We start from the raw sequence: 21,584 nt of genomic DNA, 5'->3' as shown, positions 1-21,584 counted from the left end.
GATCGGGGCGGCGGGGCACTCTGCGCTGCGAATGTCCCCCGTCGCGGCAAGCCGCTCCCTCCTCCTTTATTTCGCTGCGCAGAGCGCCCCACCACCCCGATCCGGGAGACGTTGTTGGTATTCGGCCGTTGCGCGCCAACTGGGTCCCCCATGGATGCCGGGTGGCTGATGCGGCGAAATAAAGGAGGAGGGAGGCCGCAGGCCGACGGGGGACATTCGCTGCATCGGCCACCCGGCGTCCATGGCCCCGCACACAGTCGCTGTGCAGCGCTTCGATGAGATCAGACTTCGGGCAGCAGTGGGTCAAGCCCGCAATGACAGCCGAGTTCAGACCTTCGCGAGAATCTTCACCAACCAGGCATTGAGATCCGCGATCTCCTCCATGCAGACCGAGTGCGCCATGGGGTACTCGTGCCATTCCACCTGGTAGCCCAATCCACGCAGGGCGTCGCGTGATGCGAGGCCGCGCTCATGCACGACGACGTTGTCGTGCTGGCCGTGCGCGAGGAAGATCGGCGTGAGCGCATTGGCATCGCTGCGTTCGGCGATCGTCGTCGCCGCCAGCGGCAGGTAGCCCGACATGCCCACGATGCCGGCGAGCCGCTGCTTGTGGCGCACCCCCGTCATCAGCGCCATCGCGCAGCCCTGCGAAAAACCCGCGATGACGATGCGGTTGGCGGGAATTCCACGCTCTTTTTCGCGCGCGAGCAACTCCTCGATTTGCGCCAGCGAATGGCGCAGGCCCGCTTCGTCTTCCCGCTTGACCAGGTCCGCGCCCACGATGTCATACCAGGCGCGCATGCGATAGCCGTTGTTAATGGTGACCGGAATCACCGGCGCGTGGGGAAAGACGAAACGGACCGGCCCCACCGCGGAAAGATCCAGCTCCTGCGCGATGGGCACGAAGTCGTTGCCATCGGCGCCCAGGCCGTGCAACACGATGATGGTGGCACCGGGATTGGGCCCGGTTTCGGATTCGATGAATTCAAGCTCAGCCATGTACGTTTTCTCCACAGAAGAGCGAGCATACTGTCTTCATGCCTCATGTCGCCGCCGCTGCTGGGACGGGAAGTCCGACAGCGTCTTCCACCCATTCCTACACGGCAATGTCGAGAGCGTCCCCACACTGGAAGCAAGAAAGGAAACCCCAGCCATGCAAGTACAAGTCAATACCGGGAACGGTTTCGAGAACACGGAGACGCTGGAGCGTTGGGCCAACGAATTCCTGAACCAGCAACTGGCCCGGTTCAGCCAGGAGATCACCCGGGTCGAAGTGCAGCTCAGCGACGAAAACAATGCCAAGGGCGGGGCCGCCGACAAGCGCTGCATGATGGAGGCCCGCCTGAACGGGCATGAGCCCCTCGCCGTGAATCACCACGCGGAGAACCAGGATCTGGCATTCCGGGGCGCGGCACAGAAGCTGGTGCGCATGCTCGACCACACGCTGGGCAAGCTCGACCGCCACGAGCACCGGGACCGCGAAACGATCCGCAGGGACCCGAGCATCGTCGATATCGTCGAATAAGGCGCGTCGAATAAGGGCGCGCTACGGCGCCGCGGCAGGCTTCAGCGTTGAAGCCCCTGCACCTGACCCCATGGCGCGTTGCGCAGCGCCGCGAGGTACGCGGTAGCCGAGTTGCGCCGCGATCGCCTCGCCTTCGCTGACAGGCCCGGCATCTGCCTGCTCATCCTCGGGTGTGGCGCTGCCGTCCACGCTGGCACAGCCTGCGAGCAGAAGTGCAGCGCCGGCCAGCGCCAGCCATGGGGTGGTCATGATCTTTCTCCATTCACAAGCCACCATTTGGAGCCGCCGCCCGCTGTGCGCGTGTAGGAACACGGCGCTGCGCCGAGTCGGCGCGCACGGGCTGGGCGTGTTCGCAGCGTCAAGTGCGAATGTAGCGTTCTGTCACTGTTGGTAGCCGCTCACGGCTGAGCACACAAGCGCCCTGCACCCGCGTATATTCATTGAGCGCCATGATGGGTGTTGCCGCAGGCGCCGTTCAACAAACCAAGGAGCCTGAAGATGACATCCACGATGAAGAAGATGACTTGCCGCGTACTGGCCGTATCGCTGTTGGCCCTGTCTTTCCAGACTGCCAACGCGGGCATGATCGGCGCGGACCAGGCGGCCGCCGCAGGGGCTGCCCAGACTGATCGCGGCATGGTGATGAGCGTGCTCGCCCGCGCCGATACCGCGGCGCAGCTGCAAGCCCAGGGCATCGACCCGGCCGCCGCCCGTGCACGCGTCGCGGCGATGACCGACCAGGAAGTGCAAGCCCTGGCGCAAGACATTCACACGGCACCGGCCGGCGCAATGTCCAGCGGTGGCTGGATCGCCGTGATCCTGATCGCGGGCCTGGTCTGGTACTTCGCATTCCGCAAATAAGCGGCTCATCGTCAGCCGCATGACGGGCGCCGTCCGGACAGCCCGCCTTGCGGCGGGCTTTTTGTGTTGCTGGCTCATCGCGGGCCTGATGGGCTGTGCACAGCTCGTGCCGCAGACCATCGGCCTGCGCACGGGTTGGCCTGAAGGCGTGCCGCAGCACGTCGAGTTGAAGGACGTTCCGTTCTTCCCCCAGACGGACTACCAGTGCGGCCCCGCCGCGCTGGCAACCATTCTTTCCTACAGCGGCGCGCCGGTGACGCCCGACGCACTGGTGAACCAGGTCTACCTGCCCGCCCGCAAGGGCAGCCTCCAGCTCGAAATGCTGTCGACGCCGCGGCGTTATGGGCGCGTGTCGTACGCGCTCGCGCCGCGCTATGCGGACATGCTGCGCGAAGTCGCCGCGGGCAACCCCGTCGTGGTGCTCCAGGACATCGGTCCCATGTTCACGCAGTGGCACTATGCAGTGCTTGCGGGCTTCGACTACCCGTCCGGCACCCTGTTCCTGCGTTCGGGAACCAAGGCGCGGCAAGAGATGCCCTTCACCGCATTCGAGCGCGAGTGGATGAAAAGCGGCTACTGGGCCATGGTCGTGACGCCGCCCGACCGAATCCCCGTCACGGCGACCGAGGAAGGCTGGATGGCGGCCGTGCTCGCGATGGTGCGTTCAGGCGACGGCGACAGCGCGGCGAAGGCTTATGAAGCTGCACTCACGCGTTGGCCGGACAACCTGCCCGCGGCCATTGGCCTGGCCAACCAGTACCACACGAAAGGTGCGCTGGCCGAGGCCGGCAATGTGCTGCGCAAGGCGCTCTTGCGGCACCCGAAATCCATCATCGTGATGAACAACCTGGCTCAGACACTCTCGGACCAGGGCCGCCATGCCGAAGCGCTGGCGCAAATCGACAAAGCGGCAGACCCCGCGAGCCCGTTTGCCGGCGAGGTCAAGAACACCCGCCAACTGATTCTTCAGCGCATTGCCCAACGCAAGACCGGCAGCCGTTAGCCGCCGGTCCTGCACATGATGCATCGCGCTGTTCAGCCGCGGTCAGCCTTGGCAACCTTCATGGGCTCGGGTTCGGCCGGTGCCGCGCCCATCGTCGTGGTGGGTGCAGGTTCCGGCGCAACGGCGACGGGTTCAGGCGCCGGTGCTACCGGTGCGGCGGCAACAGGCTCGGGGGCCGGCGCCACGACAGCGACTTCAGGCTGCTTGGTGATGGTGGCGGTACGCATTTCGCCCGGGTGGGCCAACACGCCGGTCTCGCCCATCGGCGTCATGTGCGTGCTTTGCTGCCCCGCCGCGATCGGGTGGTTGCTGATATAGGGATTGGGCGGCTCACTCTGGGCAACAGCCACGCCGATGACGGCAACGGTGGAAAGGCCGGCTAGCAGGCCTGCGCATCTTGTCAATGCACTCATGTGAACACTCCTTGAAGTTGGACTTGGTTTGACCGCCAGCAATCTGCGCCAGCTGTGTATAAGACTAGCTGCCCCACTGCTCGGCGGCGTCGGGCCTGCGCCTCAAAGCTTGTCGGACAGAGCCTGTGACCTCTGCCGTATCGCGCCGACACAGCAGCAGCGCCAGCGGCTTGTGCGTGCCCCCGATGTCTCGCGCGGGATGGCGCGGCCGCGGCGGCTCTGCTAGCCTTGACCGATGGAAGTCAACACACAAGCCACAGACAGCCCGGTGCGCGCAGCCGCATCCGTCGTAATGCTTCGGGACGGCGCCAGCGGGCTGGAGGTCTTCCTGCTCAAGCGCCACGGGCTGTCGGATGTGCTGGGCGGCGCTTACGTCTTTCCCGGGGGCAAGGTGGACCTGGCCGATGCGCATGCAGACCTGCTCGCGCACCTCGACACGCCGGCGCCGGCCCTGCACGCAGCGTTGCACGAGCCGAATCTGGACCACCCTGCCGCGGCGGCCCTGTACGTCGCGGCACTGCGCGAAGCGTTCGAAGAGACCGGCGTGCTCTACGCGAACGGCGCAGGCGCACAGCACGCGGCGCAAGCCACATCCCTTTTGCGCGAAGGCCGCGCCTTCGACGAGGTGATTTCGCTATCGCGCCTGCAGCTGGCGGCCAGTGCCCTCCAGCCCTGGTCGCGCTGGATCACGCCCAGCGTGGGCGGCGTGATGCGCAAGCGATTCGACACGCGCTTTTTCCTCGCGGTGGTGCCACCGGGGCAGGTCGCGACCCATGACAACCATGAAGCCACCGAGAGTGTGTGGCTCACGCCGCGCGCGGCGCTGCAACAGTACTGGGACGGACTGATCGAACTGGCGCCGCCGCAGATCATGAGCCTGTCGCACCTGGCCGGCCACGTGTCCGCGGATACGGCACTGGCCGAGGCCCGGCAACGCCCGCCCCCGGTCATCCTGCCGGAGCCCTTCGAGCATGAGGGCGTGCGCGTGATCTGCTATCCCGGTGACGAGCGGCATTCGGTGCGCGAGCGCGCCCTGCCCGGCCCCACCCGGCTGCACTATCGCAACCGGCGCTTCGAGCCGGCCGGCGGCGTCGAGTCGCTGTTCGCCTACATCCAGTCGAGCTGAAGGCTTTCTTCCCGGACGTCGCGGGCTCCGCCACACTGGCTTCGGCCGGCCGGGTTCGCGCCTTAACGGCAGGTCTCAGGCTTTCGCACTTCGGTGAGAAACGCAAGAACATTGTCCAGCGAACCCGGCTGCTTGTGTCTTGCTGTCACACATGAAAAAACCGGGCGTCGCCCGGTTTTTTCATGTGTGACAGCTTCCGCTTCTGCTTCCTTCTTTCCGCAGCGCCGGCCCGTTGCCTGACGCCGTGAAATCAAGCATAGCGGTGCCTGCACGACGCCGCGTCGGTGCGTGTCACGAGCCCGTGTCAGACATCGCCGAACAGCTCACGGACGGGCCGCGTTTCGGGCAGCACGTAGACCACGGCCCGCCTGCGGCCAAGCATCGGTTCGACCACATCGTCGTAGAAGGCCGCAGGGACCACCACGCAGCCCAGGGAGGCCCGGTTGTCTTCGGGCGTGGGGGATGCCAGGCGGGCTTCGCGCGCGCGCAGGCTGACCCCAGCGCGAACCCGGTGAATCGCAAAGGCAGCGGCGTAGTCCACCCACACCACATGCTCGCCCGTCAGGTTGCGCCCCGGCTGCGAAACGAACCGGCCGGCCGGGGTGGTGCGCTCATGGAAAGGCACCTCACCCGCTTGCGTGTGCTCGCCGACTGCCGGTGCGGACAGGTCGCCCATCGCCTGGCCCAGCAATGCGGCAGACGCGCCCGACAGGCGGCCGCCGCCGTCGAACACGTAGACACGCGCTTCTTTTTTGTCGACGACGACGAAGGGCATGCCGCCGTGATCGACCGACTCCATCGCCCACTCCGCGACATAACGCGCATCGTCCGACGCGTGCTGCGCGCCGAAATCGGGCTTCCCGGCGGCTTGCTGCGCGAACGCAGAAGCCAAGCCCAGGGCCGCCCACATTCCCGCCGTAGCCACCGCCTTGCCCAACAACCCCATCCGAGTCCCCTGTTATTCATGGCTGGGCAATAGCCCAACTCGACGGGGATGCTATCGGGTCGCGTTACGGGGGCAAGGGTGTGTAACGGTAACAGCCCGTTTGCGGGCGTTTCCGGTCTTTTTTCACGCAGAAGGATTCAGGTGATGGCGCGCTATCGCTTTGCAACCTTCGGTTGCCGCTCGACGTCGAACGAGGCGAACACCTGCTGCGGCGAGCGAGTCTCAGGCAGCACGTAGATGATGGCACCCTCCTGGCGCACGGTGGGCGCGAGGACCTGCTCGAAGAATGCGACAGGCAGGTTGATGCAGCCGTAAGAGACGCGGTTGTCTTCCGAGGTCGCTGTGGCCAGTCGTTCCAGGCGCCGCTCTTGCGGGTTGGTCGTCAAGACCCGGTGCATGGACACAGCGGCGTCGTAGTCGACCCAGACCACATCCTCGTTGCGCGCGTTCATCCCGATCTCGGCAACGAAGCGGCCGGCCGGGGTGGTGCGCTCTTCAGGCAGCACGTCGGCAATCGGCTTGCTGCCGATGCCGGGGGCGTTGTCGTCGCCGACGGCGTAGCCCAGGAGCGCTGGCGACTCGGCTTTGAGCCGGCCACCGCGATCGAATACATAGACCCTGGCGTCTTTCTTGTCCAGGATCACGAAAGATTTGTTCTGGTTGTCGCCCACGTACATCGCCCAGTTGGCGAGCTGCCGCACGTCCTCGGTCGGAACGACGGAGCCGAAGTCGGCGCGCTTGTGCGGTGCGTCGGCGGTCATCGCGCGCGAAGCCGGGTTCGATACCGGCTTGCGCATGTTCATGCCCGTCGGGGGCAGCACCAACGCCAGCACGGCGACGCCGAGAAGCAGGCCTTTCTGGATCGAATCCAGAAATTCCGACTTCGCGGTGCCGGGTGCGGGCGCGGTCTTCACGGCTTAGTTGCGGTCGGCTTGGGGTTGCGGCGTGCTGGTGTTGCCCATCGTGGACGCGTCGGTGCTGCTGCTGGTGCTGCCGCTGTTCGACGGGGTCGAGGAACTCGTGTCGGCGCTGGTCGATGGCGTGGTGGACGCTGCGCCCGCGGCCGTGGTGTCAGAGCTGGTGGTGGCCGAGGTCTGGGCGATCGATACGCCGCCGGCCAGGGCTGCTGCGGCCGCGAGGATGGTCAAGGTTTTTCTGGTTGCGTTCATGTGAAACTCCTAGGTGTCGTGCCGGAAGGCACTTGTCGTGTGGGAAGAAAAACGCTGACGAGTGCCAGCTGGTTCACACCTTAGGACGGCCGGTTGACCTGCGGAAGTGAGGAGATGACGGTAGCGCTTGTAGGAGAGCTGCTGTCACCATTTGCGTCCGGCTGGCTCTTCAGGAGCGGCCGAGCGCAAAGGCTTGCACTTGCCTACTATTTTGCTTGCGGCAGGCCCAGGCGCCAGAGCGAAGTGACTTCCTTCACGCGCGCGGCATGCAATGGATCGCCCGGGTCGGCCGCTTTTGGATGGAGCGGACGTGCGGTCTCGCGGCCTACGACCACCAGGCCGGACGCGTCGAACAATGCCTGCAGCTCGCCGGGTGCCCGCAGGCCCAGGTGTTCGGCCAGGTCCGACAGGATCAGCCACCCCTCGCCTTGCGGCGCCAGGTGCGCGGCAAGCCCCGCAAGAAAGCCGCGCAGCATGCGGCTGTCTTCATCGTAGATGGCGTGCTCCAACGGCGCGCTGGGCCGTGCCGGCAACCAGGGCGGGTTGCAAACGATGAGGGGCGCGCTCCCGGGTGGGAACAAATCGGCTTGCACGACGCCGACCTGCCTCACCAGACCGAGCCGCGCCAGGTTGTCGCGCGCGCAGGCGAGCGCACGCGGGTCCTGGTCGGTGGCTACGATGCGGCGCACGCCCCGGCGCGCCAGCACGGCGGCGAGCACGCCGGTGCCCGTTCCGATGTCGAAAGCCAGGTCGTCGGCCGGCAGCGGTGCATTCGCGACCAGATCCAGGTATTCGCCGCGCACGGGAGAGAACACGCCGTAATGCGGATGGATGCGGTTGCCAGGCGGCGAACCCAGGGCCGGAATCTCCACGCCCTTCTTTCGCCACTCGTGCGCGCCCACGAGGCCAAGCAGTTCGCGCAGTGATACCACTGAGGATTCGCCGTCTGGCGGGCCCCAGGCTTCGGTGCAGGCCTGGCGCAGATCCGGCGCGCGCGGCAAGTCGATGCCGTAATCGCCCTCCAGTTCCACCAGCAGCTTGCCCAGCACGCGCGACCGTTGGCCCTGCGCCTGCCGATGCAGGTGAAATGCTTCGGTGGGCGATGCGGGCGGCGGGGCCGGCTTGCGCGGTTTGCGCTCAGCCCGCCGCGAGAGCGCCTGCAGCAACTGTCGCGCGTTGTTGAAATCGCTGCACCAGACAAGGCCCGTGCCTTCGCTCGCGAGGCGATACGCCGCGTCAGCCGTCAGCCTGTCGTCCACCGCCTGGACGCGCTTGGGCGGCGCAACGCCGGCTTCCGATCGCCAGCGCGCGCTGCGCGGCCGGCCGCCTTCGTTCCATTCCAGCCGCGGCGCGTTCACGCGTGTGCCTTGCGGCCGAACGTGCGTTGCGCCATTGTGACCACGCCGAGCACGACGGCCCCGGCGATGACGCCGATCACGCCGTCCGCCAGCATCGAGACCACGCCTTTCACCGCGCCCATCGATTCGGCCCAGTGCTCGATCGCGTGGTGCAGCGGCGGGACACCGTGCACGAGGATGCTGCCGCCGACGAGGAACATCGCCGCCGTACCGGCGACCGAGAGGAATTTCATCAGCCACGGTGCCGCGCGCAGAATCGCCTTGCCCGCCCGCTGCGCCCCCGCGCCGGTCTTGCGGCTCAGGTGCAGCCCGAGGTCGTCGATTTTCACGATGCCGGCAACCAGGCCGTAGACGCCAACCGTCATCAGCAAGGCGATGCCCACCAGCACTCCGACCTGCACCGCGAGCGCGCTGTTGGCCACCGTGCCGAGCGTGATGGCAATGATCTCGGCCGACAGGATGAAGTCGGTGCGCACCGCGCCCTTGATCTTGTCTTTCTCGACCTGGCGCAGGTCCACCGCGGGATTGGTCAGCGCATCCATCAGCTCCTTTTCGTGCGCTTCATCTTCCGCGCGGCTGTGCAGCAGCTTGTGCGCCAGCTTCTCGCAGCCCTCGAAGCAGAGGAACGCGCCACCGATCATCAGCAGCGGCGTGACCGCCCAAGGCGCAAACGCGCTGATCGCCAGCGCCGCCGGTACCAGGATCGCCTTGTTGACGAAGGATCCTTTGGCGACCGCCCAGACCACCGGCAGTTCGCGGTCGGCCACGACGCCACTCACCTGCTGGGCGTTGAGCGCGAGATCGTCGCCCAGCACGCCGGCGGTTTTCTTGGCCGCCACCTTGGCCAGGATGGACACGTCGTCCAGGATGGTGGCGATGTCGTCCAGGAGGGCGAGCAGGCTGGATGCCATGGGGTCCTTTCGTTAACCGAGCGCGCGCTTGAGCCGGATTTCCTCCAGCTTCACGCCGCTGATGAGGGCCGTCTTGGCGGTGTTGAGCTCGCGCTTGAATCCGGCCAGCTCGAAGAACCGCAGCGCGCGATCGTTGCACAGCGGGATCCACAGCGTCACCTCGGTACAGCCTTCCTCGAGAAGGCCTTCACGAGCGGCGTCCCACAGGGCCAAGCCGGCGCCGCGGTCCCAGTGTTCGCGCTCGACGTAGATCGCCCAGATCTCGCCGGTGGTGTTCTTGGATTTCGGGTCGCGCGAGCGGTCGAAGCCGACGAAGCCGACCACCTTGCCGCCGTCGTCGAGCGCGACCTGCACCAGCGGCTCGCCGTATTCGATGGCGTCGCGCCAGAACGAGCGTCGCTTGCCCATGGGCAGGGCTTGGGGGGCTTCGGGAACGACGCCCTCGTAGGCGGCGTGGGAGGAATTGGCGTGGACGGCGGCGACCTGTTCGGCGTCGCTCTCCACTGCCGGGCGGACCTGGTAGCTGGACATAGATCGATTGGGGAATGAAGGCGCTGATTATGATGCGCCGATGACCGACTTCACGGCGCGCTTCGAGCCCGGCGGCGTCACATTCGCCGTGGCGGACGGCGAGCCCTTGCTGCCTGCGGCAGAAATGGCCGGTGTGCCGCTGCCGAGTTCGTGCCGCAACGGCACATGCCGTACCTGCATTTGCCGGCTGCTGGAAGGCCAAATCCACTACCGCATCGCGTGGCCGGGACTGTTGGCGGAGGAGAAGGCGGAAGGCTGGATCCTTCCATGCGTCGCGTATCCGCTCTCGGACGTGGTGCTCAGCCGCACCGGCTCCTGAATGACGCGCATCTAGGCGGAGGCCGAGCTCGCGGCTGTAGGACCGGCGCGCAACCCCGGTGCGGTGGCATAGTCGCATCACGATGATGAATTCCTGGATGGGCCTGGTGTTCGCGGCGTTGGCGGCGGCCACGGCGAGCGTGCAGGCCGCGCCGCCATTCGAAGACAGCATGGCGCAACGCACATTGGCCTGTGTGGGCTGCCATGGCAAGGAAGGCCGCGCCGGGCCGGATGGGTTCTACCCGCGCATCGCCGGCAAGCCCGAGGGTTATCTCTACAACCAACTGCTCAACTTTCGCGATGGGCGCCGGCACTACGGCCTCATGACGCGGTTGCTGGATCCGCTGTCGGATGCGTACCTGCTGGAGATCGCACGGCATTTCGCCTCGCTCGACCTGCCCTACCCGCCTCCGCAGCCCGCGAACATGCCCGCCGCCGTATTGCAGCGAGGCCACGTCCTGGCGCAGCAGGGCGACGCGGCCAAAGGAATACCCGCTTGCGTTCAATGCCACGGCGAGTCGTTGACAGGCGTGCGGCCGAACACGCCGGGCCTGCTCGGCCTGCCGCGCGACTACCTCAATGCGCAGCTCGGCGCCTGGAGAACCGGGCAGCGCCGCGCGCACGCACCGGACTGCATGGCAAAAATCGCGCAGCAGCTCACGCCGGAAGACCTCACCGCCGTGACTGCCTGGCTCGCCGCGCAGCCTGTGCCCGCACAGGCCCATGCGGTGGCATCGCTGCCCCGTCCGCCCGCGATCTCTTGCGGCAGCGCGTCGCTGCCCGCTGGAAGGCCGCAGCCATGAAGCGCGTGGGGTTGGGCTTGCTGGCCGTCGCCGTGGCCGCCATCGCTCTGGTGATGTTCCTCAACTTCCGCGGTGAGGGCGGCATCGACGATGCGCCGCTCGCGACGCCGCCCGCCGCCGACAGCGTCGCGCGCGGCGCCTACCTGGTGCGGGCCGGCAACTGCATGACGTGCCACACAGAGCGCGGCGGCGCGCCCTTCGCCGGCGGCCGCGCCATCGACACCCCGTTCGGCACCGTGTACGCGGGCAACCTCACGCCCCACAAGAGCGGCCTGGGCGATTGGTCGCCTGGTCACTTCTGGCGCGCCCTGCACAACGGCCGCTCACGCGACGGCCGCCTGCTGTACCCGGCGTTTCCGTATCCCAACTACACGCTCGTCACGCGGGCCGACGCGGACGCGATGTTCGACTACCTGCGCAGCCTGCCGGCCGTGGACCGTGCCAACACGCCGAATCGCCTGCGCTGGCCCTACAGCACGCAGGGCGCGCTGGCCGTCTGGCGAGCGATGTATTTCAGTCCCGGCCAGCACGAAGAAGATCGTGCACGGTCGGCCGAGTGGAACCGGGGCGCCTACCTGGTGCGAGGTCTCGGCCATTGCAGCGCTTGCCACACGGCCCGCAATGCATGGGGCGCAAACAGCGACATGATGGACCTGTCGGGCGGACTCATCCCGATGCAGAACTGGTATGCACCATCGCTGACGTTTCCCAGTGAAGCGGGCGTGGCCGACTGGGAACCGGCTCAGATCGTTCGCCTGCTGCAGACGGGCGTTGCGCCACGCGGCACGGTGCTGGGGCCCATGGCCGAGGTGGTGCTGCAGAGCACGCAGCATCTCGCGCCGAAGGACCTGGAAGCGATGGCCGCGTACCTCAAGGGCCTGCCGCAGAGCGGGTCGGCCTCGGCGGTACCGGAAGCCGCCGCGAACCGCCCACAGGCCGGCCGCGGCGCGAAGCTGTATGAGCAGCATTGCGTGCAGTGCCACGGCGAGAAGGGCCAGGGCGTGCCCGGCGCGTATCCCCCGCTCGCCGGCAATCGTGCGGTGACGCTGCCGGCTGCCGCCAACCTGGTGCAGGTCGTGCTCGGCGGCGGTTTCCCGCCCGCCACCGCCGGCAACCCGCGGCCCTACGGCATGCCGCCCTATGCCACGGTGTTGACCGATGCCGACGTGGCGGCCGTGATCAGCCATATCCGCGGCGCCTGGGGAAACGCGGCAGCGCCGGTCAGCGAATTCGCGGTGAACCAGCAACGCGGCAGTACCCGCCCGTAGGCAGCCCATGCCGGGCTGGGCACAATCGGATCCATGCCGCTTCGCGCTGTCGCCCTGCCACCTCAAGTTCCTGGGTCACTCTGGCTCAGCTCGATGCCGGGCCGCTTCGAGTCGTGGAGCGACTTCGAGCTGACGGCGCGGCGCAGCAGTTTGACCCTGGTGGTGTGCCTCACGCCGCGAAGCGAAGTCGCCGAACTTTCGCCCGCCTACCACGCGGCCATCGTCGGGGGGACGTTGCCTTTCCGCTGGATGAACCTGCCGGTGCGAAATTTCGGCGTTCCGCAGGACACCGCCGGCTTTCGCCACGATGTCCGCGAGATCGCCGATGCGCTGCGGCGTGGCGAAGCCGCGATGCTGCATTGCGCGGCCGGCATCGGCCGCACCGGCAGCACCGCCGCGTGCGTCCTCAAGGCGCTGGGCCTGAAGACGGAGGAGGCGCTGCAGCGCGTCCGCGACGCCGGCTCCAACCCCGAAAACGCGAAGCAGTCGGGGCTGGTGGACTGGTTTTAGAAGTTCACTTTGCGAAGGGATTGGCGAACACGAACATCATCGCCACGCCCACGCCGATCAGGAAGTTGGCGTCGATCAGCCCGGCCAGAAGAAACATCTTGGTCTGCAGCGGCTCCATCATCTCGGGCTGCCGCACCGCCCCGTCGATGAACCGCCCGCCCATCGTGCCGATGCCCAGGCACGCGCCGATGGCGCCCAAACCGATGATCAAGCCGCACGCAATTGCAATCAGGCCAGTGTCGCTCATGTCAAACCTCCGTTTCGTTGATGAACCTTGCTTGGGTTCAATGATGCGAGCACGGCGTCATACAGGCAATTACCTCGGAGGTAAGGCCGGACGTCTGGAAACGGATGGCGCTCACGACGGAATGCGTGAGATCCCCTGCTTCGCAACCGCTGCCAATTGGTCTGCCTGCACCTGATGCGGAGCGATCTCGGCCAGAGGAATCAGCACGAACGCCCGCTCGTACATCCGAGGATGCGGCACTTCAAGCCTGGCGCTGTCGATGCGCGCACTGCCGAAAAGCAGGATATCGAGATCGAGTGTTCGCGGCGCGTTGCGGTACGGGCGCTCACGGCCCGCAGCGGCCTCGATAGCTTGCAACCGTGAAAGCAGTTCTGGCGCGCAAAGGCGCGTCGAAACTTCGACGACCGCATTGATGTAGTCGGGGCCGGACGAATCGACCGGTGCGGTGCGGTAGAGCGATGATCGCCCTGTGATCTCAGTGTCCGGCAACGTGCCGATGGATTCGATCGCGTCGAGCACGGCCACCACCGCGCCACCGAGGTTGGCGCCCAGCGCAACGTAGGCAACGACGGGATCGCGCATCACGTACGCGCCTGGGCGCGCCTAGTCCTGCGGGCCGGCCGATTCGGCCGCGGGGCGGGCACCACCATCGCCCGTGGGCTTGCGGCGGCGGCGGCGGCGTTTGCGCGGAGCGTCGGAGCCACCGCCCTCGCCTTCGGCGCCGTCGCTTTCAGCCCCCTCGTGCTCGCCCCGCGGTTGCGCAGGCTGTTGGCGTGATGCGCCGCTGTCGAGCGATATATCGGCGGGCCTGTCGGCCGGCTTCGGCGAACGCACCCTGCGTTGGCCCTTGTGCTGCTCGTCGCGCAGTTGCGCCACCAGGTCCTCGCGCACGGCATCGCTGGCCTGGCTGAACTCCTGCCACCAATCGGCCAACACCACGTCCACTTCGCCGATGTCGGCGCGCAGGCGCATGAAGTCGAAGGCGGCGCGAAAGCGCGGCTGCTCCACCAGGCCGAACGGCGTGCTGCCGGTCCGCTTGTCGAAACGCGGCTGCATCATCCAGATCTCGCGCATATCGGCGGCGAGCTTGCCGCGGCCCGAGACATCGCCGATACGCGCGTTGAATACGTCGTCGATCGCGTCCTGCAGCGCCGGGAAAGGATGCTGTTTGCTCGCAAGGCGCTGGGCCCAGCCATCGCGCACGTCGGCCCACAGCACACACGCCAGCAGGAAGCTCGGCGCCACGGGCTTGCCCTCGCCGACGCGCCGGTCCGTATCCTGCAGCGCGGCGTTGACGAAGGGCTGTTCGGCGCGCTCGACGACCAGGTCGAGCAGCGGGTAAATGCCGCGCGCCATGCCCAGCACCTTGAGCTGCTCGATGGTCGCCAGCGAATGCCCGGTCTGCAACAGCTTGAGCATCTCGTCGAACAGGCGGCTCTGCGGCACGTCCGCCAACAGCGCCTGGCACTGGACCAGCGGAGCTGCTGTCTTCGCGTCGAGCTTGAAACCCAGCGGGTTGAGCTTGGCGGTGAAGCGAACCGCGCGGATGATGCGCACCGGGTCTTCGCGGTAGCGCGTGAGCGGGTCGCCGATCATGCGGATCGTGCGCTTCTTCGCGTCCTTGATGCCGCCGTGGTAGTCCACCACCGTCTGCGTCTCGGGGTCGTAGTACATCGCGTTGATGGTGAAGTCGCGGCGGGTCGCGTCTTCTTCCTGCGGGCCCCAGACGTTGTCGCGCAGGACGCGGCCGGTCGAATCGACGGCGTGCTTCATGCCGGCCAATTCGCTCTTGCTGGTTTTTTCGTTGCCGGCCACCTGTTCGGCGGCGGCGTTGTCCATGTAGGCCCGGAAGGTGGAAACTTCGATCACCTCGTGTTCGCGCCCACGGCCGTACACCACATGCACGATGCGAAAGCGCCGGCCGATGATGAAGGCGCGCCGGAACAGGCCCTTGACCTGCTCGGGCGTGGCGCTGGTGGCCACGTCGAAATCCTTGGGACGCAGGCCGACCAGCAGGTCGCGCACCGCACCACCGACGATGTACGCCTCGTAGCCCGCCTCCTTGAGCGTGTGCACCACGTTCAAGGCGCGCTCGTCCACCAGCGCCGGATCGATGCCGTGTTCCTGGGGCCCGACTTCCTGCCGCTTGCCGAAATTGGGCTTGCCGCCCTTGCCGCTGGCGGCGGTGCCGAACAGCTTGTCGATGAATTTCTTGATCATGTGTCTTTGAATAGATCCAGTATGCGCCAGCCGCGCTCGGTGGCGATGGCGCGCAGCCGCTCGTCCGGGTTGGTCGCCACCGGGTGGTTGACCTTTTCCAGCAGGGCCAGGTCGTTGACGGAATCGGAGTAGAAAGTGCATTCCACCCCATCCCAGCCCAGGCCACGCGCCGCCAGCCATTGGGCCACACGCTCGACCTTGCCTTCCCGGGCGGACGGAACGCCGGCTATTTCACCGGTGATCCAGCCGTCAGGCCCGCGTTCCAGTTCCACCGCGATCAGCTCTTCCACGCCGAAGGCGCCGGCGATCGGCCGGGTGACGAATTCGTTGGTGGCGGTGACGATGACGACTGGCTCGCCAGCGTCGCGGTGCCGCCGCACCAGCGCCTGGGCCTCAGGGCGCAGTGCGGGCCCGATGACCGCGCGCATGAATCGCTCGTGGGCCGCCGCTGCTTCGACCGGCCCATGCAGGCGCACGGCTTCCGTCGCGAAGCGGACGTAATCGTGGATATCGAGCGTGCCCGCCTTGTAATGTTCGAAGAACTCGTCGTTGCGCTCTTTGAACGCGATCGGGTCGGTCCAGCCGATGTCCTGGGTGAAAACACCCCAGGAATAGTCGGAGTCAATGGGCAGGAGGGTGTGGTCGAGGTCGAAAAGCGCGATTCTGGTTTTGGGGCCCATAAGCTCCCGATTCTAGTTTTGTCTGGTTTGCTCGCCGGCCCCGCCCACCCTGCTCGCGCGGACCGAGCAGGTCACTCGCTCTCCAGCATCGCCTTGATGAGCGGGATGGTGATGGCGCGCTTGGTCTGCAGCGCATAGCCATCGAGCTGCTCCAGCAGTTGCATGAGGCTGCCCAGGTCGCGCGAAAAGCGCGTCAGCATGAAGTCCATCACCTCGTCGCTCAAGAACACACCGCGGGCGTCGGCGGCTTGGCGCAGCACGGCGCGGCGTTCCGGCTCACTGAGCACGTGGAGCTGGTACACATGACCCCACGCCAGGCGAGTGCGCAGGTCTTCGCGCAGCTTCAGGTCTGCTGGCGGCAGGGCACCGGCGGCCAGCACGCCGCGCTGCAGCGTCTGCGCATTGACGAACCAGTTGAAGGCCGCGTGCTGCTGCACGGCGGTGTAAAGGTGCACGTCGTCCAGCAGCACGACGGCCCAGTGCTCGTTGAATTCCGGCGGCTCGTGGATCGTGGCGTCCAGCCATCCGGCCGAGGCGCCCTGCTCGCGCAGCGATTCCGCCACGGCCTTGAGCAGGTGGGTCTTGCCGCTGGCACCCGCGCCCCAGAGATAGGTCGGCACAGGGGAGCGCGTGGGGCTCCCGGCCCACAGCTGCAGATGCTTCAACGCCGCTTCGTTCGGGCCGGCGCAAAAGCTCGCCAGCGTAGGCCCACGCGCCAGGCCGATGTCGAGGGCGATCTGCTTCATGGCTATCGGATATCAGCTGTGGTACAGCTTGCTGCCCATGTAGCCTGCGCGCAGCCGCCGGACCGCCACCAGCAGCACCGCGCTGGCGGGCAATGCCACCAGCACGCCGACGAAGCCGAAGAGTTGACCGAAAGCCAGCAGCGCGAAGATCACGGCCAGCGGATGCAGGCCGATACGTTCACCCACGAGCCGCGGCGTGAGATAGAAGCCCTCGATCACCTGGCCGGTGCCATACACCGCCGCAACCATGACCAGCGCCTTGATCGATGCGAATTGAAGCAAGCCCGCGAGGATCGCCAGGATGAGGCCGATGCCAAATCCGATATAAGGTACGAACATGGCCAGGCCGGTGAAGAAGCCGATCGGCACGGCCAGGTCCAGCCCGAACAGCGCCAGGCCGGTGCTGTAGAAGATCGCCATGGTCAGCATCACCAGCAGTTGCCCGCGCAGGTACTGGCCGAGCACCTGGTCGGCTTCACCGGTGAACGAATCGACGCCGGGCCGGGCGCGCGGCGGCACCAGTTCCAGCACCTTGACGACCAGTTGCTTCCAGTCCAGCAGCAGGTAGAACAAAGCCACCGGGATCAGCACGGCATAGCCGACCACCGTCAGCGCGACGCTGCCACCCAGCTTGAGCGAAGGCAGCAGCGATTCGAGCGCGTCGGCGTAGTTGGCATTGAGGTACTTGAGCGCGAGCACCTTGAGGCTGTCCAGGTCGAGCGAGACCTTGAAGCCCATCTGGGCCAGCCAGGGCGCGAGCGCGGAGTTGAGCTTGTCGAAGACCAGCGGCATCTGCTCGCGCATCAGCGGCACCTCTTTCGCGATGACGGGCACGATCAGCAGCACCAGGCAGACCAGTGCCAGGATCAGCAGCAGCTCGACGATCACCACGGCGATGAAGCGCGGCATGCGGCCGCGGCCCAGCTCGTCGAGCCGGTCCACCAGCGGTGTCAGCGCGTAGGCCAGCACGGCGGCCACGACAAAGGGCGTGAGCACCGGGCCCAGCGACCGCAGCGCCAGCACGGCCAGCAACGCGATCAGCAGCCAGGCCGCGGCGCGTTTCTGGGCGGGAGTGAATTCCATCGAGCGCGAACCGGTCAGCGCAGCTGCAGGTCGTCGTCGCCGAAGCGGATGCCCAGCGGCTCGATCAGCAGTTGCTTGGGACCGGCTTCGATGCTGCCCGCGACGATCGCGGACACGCCGGCCGCCTGCGCGACATCCACAGTGCGCTGCGCGTCTTCCGCCTTCACGAAGATCGCGAAACCGGCGCCCATGTTCAACGTGCTGTACGCCTCGCGATCGTCCTGCTTCGCGTGCTGCTGGATGAACTTCAGCACCGGCGTGACGGGCGGCACCGAGTGGATGCGGTACGTGAACTGCGCCGGATGCCGCAGCAGCTTGCGCCAGCCGTGGCCGGTGATGTTGGCGCAGTAGCGCGGCTGGATGCCGGCCTTGAACAATGCCTCGGTCACCGGCGAGTACAGCACGGTGGGCGCGAGCAGCGCCTCGCCGTAGCTGGTTCCATCGGGCAGCGGCGTGAGGTAGCCCTGCGGCAGGCGTTCCACCAGCTTGCGCGCGAGGCTGAGGCCGTTAGCGTGGATGCCGCTGGAGGCCAGCAGCACGATCGCGTCGCCGGGTGCGAGCTGATCGCCCAGCGACAAGCGCTCCTTCGGGTTGACGAGGCCCGTGCACGAGGCGGCCAGGTCGATGCGGCCCTCCTCGACGATGCCGGCCAACGCCGGTGTTTCACCGCCGCCCCAGGCCACACCGCAGACGTCGCAGGCGCGCTTCCAGCCCGCCACGAGCGCCTGCGAACGCTGCGCGTCGCCGAACCAGTCGGAGCCGCCCGCGGCCCAGTAGGCCTGCACCACAAGCGGCGTGGCGCCGACGGTGATGAGGTCGTTGATCGCCATGGCGATGGTGTCCTGGGCAATGCTGTCGTAGTAGCTCTTGCCGGTGAGCTTGTGCATCTCGTCGGCAACCAGCGCCTTGGAGCCCAGGCATTCGACGATGGATGCAATGTAGAAAGGCCCGACGTCGACCACATAGGCCGACTCGCCACGCGAGGCCTTCACCTCGCTGAAACCATGCGCTGAAAGATGGGAGCCGGTGGCGGCAGCGGCACGTTGCGCGGCGACCTTCAAGGGGTCGATCAGGTCGTAGTTGACGCCCGCCTGCTCGTAGCTGAGCGTGCCGGGCTGAGTCGCTGGTTTCGGGTTCATGCCGAAATTATCGCCGCTATGCCGGCACCTTCCGCCTCCCCGCCTGCATCAGGGGCGCGCCCTCCCTGCTTGCCGCACTTCCCGCGGTTGCGTTGGCACTGCGCCGAACATGATGTCCTAAAATGATCGAAGCCGGTCCGCCAGTGAGTGGCCGGCACTGCCCGTTACCGGAACAATCAGGCTCATACCAACCCAGGAGCCCCCATGAAATCGTGTCTCGTTCTGATCGACATCCAGGAATCGTTTCGCCAGCGCCCCTACTTCACCGAGCGTGACGTGCCGGCCTACCTGGCCGCGCAAAACGCGCTGATCGACGCCGCGCAGAAGCAAGGCGTGCCCATCGTCCGCATCTTCCACGTCGACGGGCCCAAGACCGCCCAGAACGCTTTCGCGATCGAATCGGGACACGTCCGTCCGCTGGAGGGCCTGGCGCCCTCGGAAGCCGCCGCCACCTTCTACAAGTCGCGCCACAGCGCGCTCGTGGGCACCGGCCTGGACGTGTGGCTGACGCAAAACGGCATCGGCCGCCTCGTCGTCACCGGCATCCGCACCGAACAGTGCTGCGAGACGACCACGCGCCACGCGTCGGACCTGGGATTCCAGGTCGACTACGTCACCGATGCCACGCTCACGTTCGACATGCAGCACGAGGATGGTTCGCCGCTGCCCGCCGCCGACATCAAGGCGCGCACCGCGGCCGTGCTGAAGGACCGGTTCGCGCGCATCTGCACCGTGCCGCAGGCGATCGACCGCCTGGCCACCCCCGCCTGACCGTGCCGTGAGCGGGTCGCCCATCCACCTGTTCTTCGTGCTGCTTCCGGGCAGCCTGATCCTGGACTGGGCCGGCCCGGCCGAGGCGTTCCGCATCGCCAACCAGCTCCTGGCCGCCCAGGAGCGCCCTCCGCGCTTCGAGCTGAACTTCGTCGGCCCCCACGCGGCGCCGCAGACTTCGGTGGGGCTGCACGTGGCGGGGGTCGAGCCGCTTCCGCCCCGCCTGCCCTCGCCCAGCTGGGTCGTGTTGGTGGGCATGCCGGGCCGCATGTTCGACGCCAAGCAGGCGGGCGCACCGCAGACCATCGACTGGCTGCGGGGGTTCACGCCCGGGCAGGACGGCCTGCGCCTCGTGACCGTGTGCGCCGGCGCGTTGATCGCCGCGCATGCGGGCCTGCTCAAGGGGCGGCGCGCTACCACGCATCACCAGCACCTGGATGAACTTCGCAGCGTGGCTGCCGGATGCGAGGTGGTCGCCAATCGCGTTTTCGTGATCGACGACGCCGTCGCTTCGAGTGCCGGCATCACCACAGGAATCGACCTCGCGCTGCACCTGGTCTCACAGGAGTGCGGTGCGGCGCTGGCTTCGCAAGTAGCGCAAACCATGGTGGTCGCGCTGCGCCGCGGCCCGCAGGACCCGGAGTTGTCTCCTTTCCTCGCCTATCGCAATCACATGCACCCGGCGCTGCACCGCGTACAGGACGCGGTGAGCGCACAGCCGCACGCGGAGTGGACCGTCCCGCGCATGGCGGAGGTCGGCCACACTTCGCCACGGCACCTGACGCGCCTCTTCATCGAGCACGCCGGCACCGCCCCGCTCCACTACCTGCGCCGCATCCGCCTCGCCGTGGCACAGGCGGCGCTGGAGTCGGGCCGCAGCGTGGCCCAAGCAGCGGAACTGGCGGGCTTCAGCTCCGACACCCAGTTGCGGCGCGCCTGGCACCGCTTCGGCATGGCAGGCCGCCCCTCCGACGCATAACTGCTACAAAACAACTAGCGCGAAAGGCGCTTGGGGATTCGCCTCTGGACGGCCGAGCAGTTTTGTTCCAAACTGTATCCCCCTCCCGCATCCCGGAAAGAGTTTTCATGCCCGTGATCGCAGTCGTCAACCGCAAAGGCGGCAGCGGCAAGAGCACCTTCGCCGCCCACGTGGCGGCGTGGTGCGCACGCCAGGGCCATTCGGTCATGCTGGGAGATGTGGACCGCCAGCAATCCAGCCGCGGCTGGCTCAAGCGCCGCGACCCGGCACTGCCGCAAATCGCCCCCTGGGCGATGGACCAGAAGAACATGCTGCGCGTGCCGACAGGCATCACGCATGTGGTGCTGGACACCCCCGGCGGCATCCACGGATTCGAGTTGGCCCGCGTCGTGATGTTCGCCGACGCGATCATCATGCCCGTGTGCCCGTCGATGTTCGATCGCGAATCGGCCGCCGCCTGCCACGCCGAGCTGATGGCCCTGCCCCGCGTGGCATCGGGCCGCTGCCGGCTGGCCGTCGTGGGCATGCGAATCGACGGCCGCACCAGCGCAGCGCAGTCGCTGGCCGAATGGTCCCGGGGGCTGGGCGTTCCTTTCCTCGGCCCTCTGCGCGAAACCCAGCTGTACGTGCGCAGCCTCGAACGAGGCCTGACCATGTTCGACCTGCCGCCCAGCCAGGCAGCGGCCGACCTGGCGCAATGGGCACCGATCATCGAGTGGATGCGGCCGGTGCTGCTGCCGCCGGTGGCCGCGAACGATCCGTCACCCTCCGCGGCGCAGGGTACGCGCGTGGGCCCTTCGCGGCCCGGGAGCCTGATGCCGGCGCAGGAAGCGCTGGTCCATGGTTCAAGGCTGATGTCGGCGTCGGGCTCGCGAGCAGCCGCCGTGTCGCACAGCGCGCCGGTACGGACCTTGCCCGTTGCAACAGCGGAAAAGGCACAGATTCCGCAGTTCCTGAAGCGCTGATTTGATCATTGC

At 67.1% G+C, this 21,584-nt stretch carries 27 protein-coding genes; 12 read left to right on the top strand and 15 right to left on the bottom strand.

All coding sequences use genetic code 11. The features are described from left to right. Positions 1-327 precede the first annotated feature (327 nt). Entirely contained in the window at positions 328-999 is a 672-nt protein-coding gene (locus EEB15_RS22745) for an alpha/beta hydrolase (protein WP_141512228.1), read from the bottom strand. A 154-nt stretch (positions 1,000-1,153) separates the two neighbouring features. Here EEB15_RS22745 and EEB15_RS22740 point away from each other — a divergent pair, with 154 nt between their 5' ends. Continuing rightward, positions 1,154-1,525 (top strand): HPF/RaiA family ribosome-associated protein, encoded by a 372-nt coding sequence (locus EEB15_RS22740; protein ID WP_141512227.1) that lies wholly within the window; start codon positions 1,154-1,156, stop codon positions 1,523-1,525. Positions 1,526-1,546: 21 nt separating this feature from the next. On the opposite strand, the gene EEB15_RS22735 is transcribed toward EEB15_RS22740, so the two are convergent. Then, positions 1,547-1,774 (bottom strand): hypothetical protein, encoded by a 228-nt coding sequence (locus EEB15_RS22735; protein ID WP_141512226.1) that lies wholly within the window; start codon positions 1,772-1,774, stop codon positions 1,547-1,549. 249 nt (positions 1,775-2,023) lie between these two features. Between EEB15_RS22735 and EEB15_RS22730 the strand changes: the two genes are divergently transcribed. Together EEB15_RS22730 and EEB15_RS22725 are read left to right on the top strand one after the other, a co-directional pair. After that, positions 2,024-2,386, top strand: coding sequence for a PA2779 family protein (locus tag EEB15_RS22730; RefSeq protein WP_141512225.1), 363 nt, complete (start codon positions 2,024-2,026; stop codon positions 2,384-2,386). 19 nt (positions 2,387-2,405) lie between these two features. Continuing rightward, complete coding sequence (locus EEB15_RS22725; protein WP_141512224.1) at positions 2,406-3,389, top strand: PA2778 family cysteine peptidase; 984 nt, start codon at positions 2,406-2,408, stop codon at positions 3,387-3,389. A gap of 32 nt (positions 3,390-3,421) precedes the next feature. Here the strand turns inward: EEB15_RS22725 and EEB15_RS34005 are convergent, their stop codons facing one another. Next, positions 3,422-3,802: a hypothetical protein gene (locus EEB15_RS34005; RefSeq protein ID WP_199236598.1), complete on the bottom strand. Its 381-nt coding sequence runs from the start codon at positions 3,800-3,802 to the stop codon at positions 3,422-3,424. Between the two features lie 235 nt (positions 3,803-4,037). On the opposite strand from EEB15_RS34005, the gene EEB15_RS22715 reads away from it, so the two are divergent. Beyond that, a complete protein-coding gene (locus EEB15_RS22715) occupies positions 4,038-4,928 on the top strand; it encodes an NUDIX domain-containing protein (protein WP_141512223.1) in 891 nt (296 codons plus the stop codon). Between the two features lie 304 nt (positions 4,929-5,232). Here the strand turns inward: EEB15_RS22715 and EEB15_RS22710 are convergent, their stop codons facing one another. Together EEB15_RS22710 and EEB15_RS22705 are read right to left on the bottom strand one after the other, a co-directional pair. Next, complete coding sequence (locus tag EEB15_RS22710) at positions 5,233-5,874, bottom strand: L,D-transpeptidase (protein WP_141512222.1); 642 nt, start codon at positions 5,872-5,874, stop codon at positions 5,233-5,235. 152 nt (positions 5,875-6,026) lie between these two features. Next, the gene (locus tag EEB15_RS22705; RefSeq protein WP_141512221.1) at positions 6,027-6,788 is read right to left on the bottom strand and encodes a hypothetical protein; all 762 of its coding nucleotides are present in this window, start codon (positions 6,786-6,788) and stop codon (positions 6,027-6,029) included. Between the two features lie 31 nt (positions 6,789-6,819). On the opposite strand from EEB15_RS22705, the gene EEB15_RS22700 reads away from it, so the two are divergent. Next, positions 6,820-7,047, top strand: coding sequence for a hypothetical protein (locus EEB15_RS22700; RefSeq protein WP_141512220.1), 228 nt, complete (start codon positions 6,820-6,822; stop codon positions 7,045-7,047). A gap of 202 nt (positions 7,048-7,249) precedes the next feature. On the opposite strand, the gene EEB15_RS22695 is transcribed toward EEB15_RS22700, so the two are convergent. The 3 genes from EEB15_RS22695 to EEB15_RS22685 are packed head-to-tail and all read right to left on the bottom strand — an operon-like array spanning position 7,250 to position 9,843. Next, the gene (locus EEB15_RS22695) at positions 7,250-8,401 is read right to left on the bottom strand and encodes a class I SAM-dependent methyltransferase (protein WP_141512219.1); all 1,152 of its coding nucleotides are present in this window, start codon (positions 8,399-8,401) and stop codon (positions 7,250-7,252) included. Next, a complete protein-coding gene (locus EEB15_RS22690) occupies positions 8,398-9,312 on the bottom strand; it encodes a DUF808 domain-containing protein (protein WP_141512218.1) in 915 nt (304 codons plus the stop codon). The genes EEB15_RS22695 and EEB15_RS22690 overlap by 4 nt, the downstream gene beginning before the upstream one ends. A gap of 12 nt (positions 9,313-9,324) precedes the next feature. Then, positions 9,325-9,843: a GNAT family N-acetyltransferase gene (locus EEB15_RS22685; RefSeq protein WP_141512217.1), complete on the bottom strand. Its 519-nt coding sequence runs from the start codon at positions 9,841-9,843 to the stop codon at positions 9,325-9,327. Between the two features lie 40 nt (positions 9,844-9,883). On the opposite strand from EEB15_RS22685, the gene EEB15_RS22680 reads away from it, so the two are divergent. The 4 genes from EEB15_RS22680 to EEB15_RS22665 all read left to right on the top strand — a co-directional run bounded on the left by EEB15_RS22680 (position 9,884) and on the right by EEB15_RS22665 (position 12,742). Beyond that, on the top strand, positions 9,884-10,162 hold the full coding sequence (locus EEB15_RS22680; RefSeq protein ID WP_141512216.1) for a 2Fe-2S iron-sulfur cluster-binding protein: 279 nt from the start codon (positions 9,884-9,886) through the stop codon (positions 10,160-10,162). An 82-nt stretch (positions 10,163-10,244) separates the two neighbouring features. Next, a complete protein-coding gene (locus EEB15_RS22675) occupies positions 10,245-10,964 on the top strand; it encodes a cytochrome c (RefSeq protein ID WP_370283821.1) in 720 nt (239 codons plus the stop codon). After that, on the top strand, positions 10,961-12,232 hold the full coding sequence (locus tag EEB15_RS22670) for a cytochrome c (RefSeq protein WP_141512215.1): 1,272 nt from the start codon (positions 10,961-10,963) through the stop codon (positions 12,230-12,232). Before EEB15_RS22675 ends, EEB15_RS22670 begins: the two co-directional genes overlap by 4 nt. A 33-nt stretch (positions 12,233-12,265) precedes the next feature. Then, entirely contained in the window at positions 12,266-12,742 is a 477-nt protein-coding gene (locus tag EEB15_RS22665; RefSeq protein WP_141512214.1) for a tyrosine-protein phosphatase, read from the top strand. 4 nt (positions 12,743-12,746) lie between these two features. On the opposite strand, the gene atpE is transcribed toward EEB15_RS22665, so the two are convergent. From atpE to EEB15_RS22630, 7 genes are all read right to left on the bottom strand, one after another. Further along, positions 12,747-12,989 (bottom strand): F0F1 ATP synthase subunit C, encoded by a 243-nt coding sequence (gene atpE, locus EEB15_RS22660; protein WP_141512213.1) that lies wholly within the window; start codon positions 12,987-12,989, stop codon positions 12,747-12,749. Positions 12,990-13,100: 111 nt separating this feature from the next. Continuing rightward, the gene (gene folK / locus EEB15_RS22655; RefSeq protein WP_141512212.1) at positions 13,101-13,571 is read right to left on the bottom strand and encodes a 2-amino-4-hydroxy-6-hydroxymethyldihydropteridine diphosphokinase; all 471 of its coding nucleotides are present in this window, start codon (positions 13,569-13,571) and stop codon (positions 13,101-13,103) included. 21 nt (positions 13,572-13,592) lie between these two features. Next, a complete protein-coding gene (gene pcnB / locus EEB15_RS22650; RefSeq protein WP_141512211.1) occupies positions 13,593-15,209 on the bottom strand; it encodes a polynucleotide adenylyltransferase PcnB in 1,617 nt (538 codons plus the stop codon). Next, positions 15,206-15,889 carry an HAD family phosphatase gene (locus EEB15_RS22645; RefSeq protein ID WP_141512210.1) on the bottom strand — a complete coding sequence of 228 codons (684 nt, stop codon included), beginning with the start codon at positions 15,887-15,889 and terminating at the stop codon, positions 15,206-15,208. Before EEB15_RS22645 ends, pcnB begins: the two co-directional genes overlap by 4 nt. Before the next feature lie 71 nt (positions 15,890-15,960). Beyond that, entirely contained in the window at positions 15,961-16,635 is a 675-nt protein-coding gene (gene hda / locus EEB15_RS22640; RefSeq protein ID WP_141512209.1) for a DnaA regulatory inactivator Hda, read from the bottom strand. 12 nt (positions 16,636-16,647) lie between these two features. After that, positions 16,648-17,718, bottom strand: coding sequence for an AI-2E family transporter (locus tag EEB15_RS22635; RefSeq protein WP_141512208.1), 1,071 nt, complete (start codon positions 17,716-17,718; stop codon positions 16,648-16,650). A 14-nt stretch (positions 17,719-17,732) separates the two neighbouring features. Then, positions 17,733-18,857 (bottom strand): AIR synthase-related protein, encoded by a 1,125-nt coding sequence (locus EEB15_RS22630; protein ID WP_141512207.1) that lies wholly within the window; start codon positions 18,855-18,857, stop codon positions 17,733-17,735. 204 nt (positions 18,858-19,061) lie between these two features. Between EEB15_RS22630 and EEB15_RS22625 the strand changes: the two genes are divergently transcribed. The 3 genes from EEB15_RS22625 (at position 19,062) to EEB15_RS22615 (ending at position 21,572) form a co-directional block, all read left to right on the top strand. Then, positions 19,062-19,628, top strand: a complete 567-nt coding sequence (locus tag EEB15_RS22625; protein WP_141512206.1) for an isochorismatase family protein — start codon at positions 19,062-19,064, stop codon at positions 19,626-19,628. A 7-nt stretch (positions 19,629-19,635) separates the two neighbouring features. Then, positions 19,636-20,607: a GlxA family transcriptional regulator gene (locus tag EEB15_RS22620; protein WP_141512205.1), complete on the top strand. Its 972-nt coding sequence runs from the start codon at positions 19,636-19,638 to the stop codon at positions 20,605-20,607. A gap of 107 nt (positions 20,608-20,714) precedes the next feature. Further along, positions 20,715-21,572 (top strand): ParA family protein, encoded by an 858-nt coding sequence (locus EEB15_RS22615; protein ID WP_141512204.1) that lies wholly within the window; start codon positions 20,715-20,717, stop codon positions 21,570-21,572. Positions 21,573-21,584: the final 12 nt, after the last annotated feature.

Source organism: Ramlibacter sp. WS9, assembly GCF_003797765.1.
In the GTDB taxonomy this organism is placed as follows: domain Bacteria; phylum Pseudomonadota; class Gammaproteobacteria; order Burkholderiales; family Burkholderiaceae_C; genus Ramlibacter.
The sequence above is the reverse complement of the archived record's forward strand: the minus strand, read 5'-3'. Positions and strand labels throughout refer to the sequence as shown.

Coding starts and splice junctions, on each gene's coding strand:
- EEB15_RS22745 (WP_141512228.1), bottom strand. CDS start 999: ATGGCTGAGCTTGAATTCATCGAATCCGAAACCGGGCCCAATCCCGGT.
- EEB15_RS22740 (WP_141512227.1), top strand. CDS start 1,154: ATGCAAGTACAAGTCAATACCGGGAACGGTTTCGAGAACACGGAGACG.
- EEB15_RS22735 (WP_141512226.1), bottom strand. CDS start 1,774: ATGACCACCCCATGGCTGGCGCTGGCCGGCGCTGCACTTCTGCTCGCA.
- EEB15_RS22730 (WP_141512225.1), top strand. CDS start 2,024: ATGACATCCACGATGAAGAAGATGACTTGCCGCGTACTGGCCGTATCG.
- EEB15_RS22725 (WP_141512224.1), top strand. CDS start 2,406: ATGACGGGCGCCGTCCGGACAGCCCGCCTTGCGGCGGGCTTTTTGTGT.
- EEB15_RS34005 (WP_199236598.1), bottom strand. CDS start 3,802: ATGAGTGCATTGACAAGATGCGCAGGCCTGCTAGCCGGCCTTTCCACC.
- EEB15_RS22715 (WP_141512223.1), top strand. CDS start 4,038: ATGGAAGTCAACACACAAGCCACAGACAGCCCGGTGCGCGCAGCCGCA.
- EEB15_RS22710 (WP_141512222.1), bottom strand. CDS start 5,874: ATGGGGTTGTTGGGCAAGGCGGTGGCTACGGCGGGAATGTGGGCGGCC.
- EEB15_RS22690 (WP_141512218.1), bottom strand. CDS start 9,312: ATGGCATCCAGCCTGCTCGCCCTCCTGGACGACATCGCCACCATCCTG.
- EEB15_RS22685 (WP_141512217.1), bottom strand. CDS start 9,843: ATGTCCAGCTACCAGGTCCGCCCGGCAGTGGAGAGCGACGCCGAACAG.
- EEB15_RS22680 (WP_141512216.1), top strand. CDS start 9,884: ATGACCGACTTCACGGCGCGCTTCGAGCCCGGCGGCGTCACATTCGCC.
- EEB15_RS22675 (WP_370283821.1), top strand. CDS start 10,245: ATGATGAATTCCTGGATGGGCCTGGTGTTCGCGGCGTTGGCGGCGGCC.
- EEB15_RS22670 (WP_141512215.1), top strand. CDS start 10,961: ATGAAGCGCGTGGGGTTGGGCTTGCTGGCCGTCGCCGTGGCCGCCATC.
- EEB15_RS22665 (WP_141512214.1), top strand. CDS start 12,266: ATGCCGCTTCGCGCTGTCGCCCTGCCACCTCAAGTTCCTGGGTCACTC.
- atpE (WP_141512213.1), bottom strand. CDS start 12,989: ATGAGCGACACTGGCCTGATTGCAATTGCGTGCGGCTTGATCATCGGT.
- folK (WP_141512212.1), bottom strand. CDS start 13,571: ATGCGCGATCCCGTCGTTGCCTACGTTGCGCTGGGCGCCAACCTCGGT.
- pcnB (WP_141512211.1), bottom strand. CDS start 15,209: ATGATCAAGAAATTCATCGACAAGCTGTTCGGCACCGCCGCCAGCGGC.
- EEB15_RS22645 (WP_141512210.1), bottom strand. CDS start 15,889: ATGGGCCCCAAAACCAGAATCGCGCTTTTCGACCTCGACCACACCCTC.
- hda (WP_141512209.1), bottom strand. CDS start 16,635: ATGAAGCAGATCGCCCTCGACATCGGCCTGGCGCGTGGGCCTACGCTG.
- EEB15_RS22635 (WP_141512208.1), bottom strand. CDS start 17,718: ATGGAATTCACTCCCGCCCAGAAACGCGCCGCGGCCTGGCTGCTGATC.
- EEB15_RS22630 (WP_141512207.1), bottom strand. CDS start 18,857: ATGAACCCGAAACCAGCGACTCAGCCCGGCACGCTCAGCTACGAGCAG.
- EEB15_RS22625 (WP_141512206.1), top strand. CDS start 19,062: ATGAAATCGTGTCTCGTTCTGATCGACATCCAGGAATCGTTTCGCCAG.
- EEB15_RS22615 (WP_141512204.1), top strand. CDS start 20,715: ATGCCCGTGATCGCAGTCGTCAACCGCAAAGGCGGCAGCGGCAAGAGC.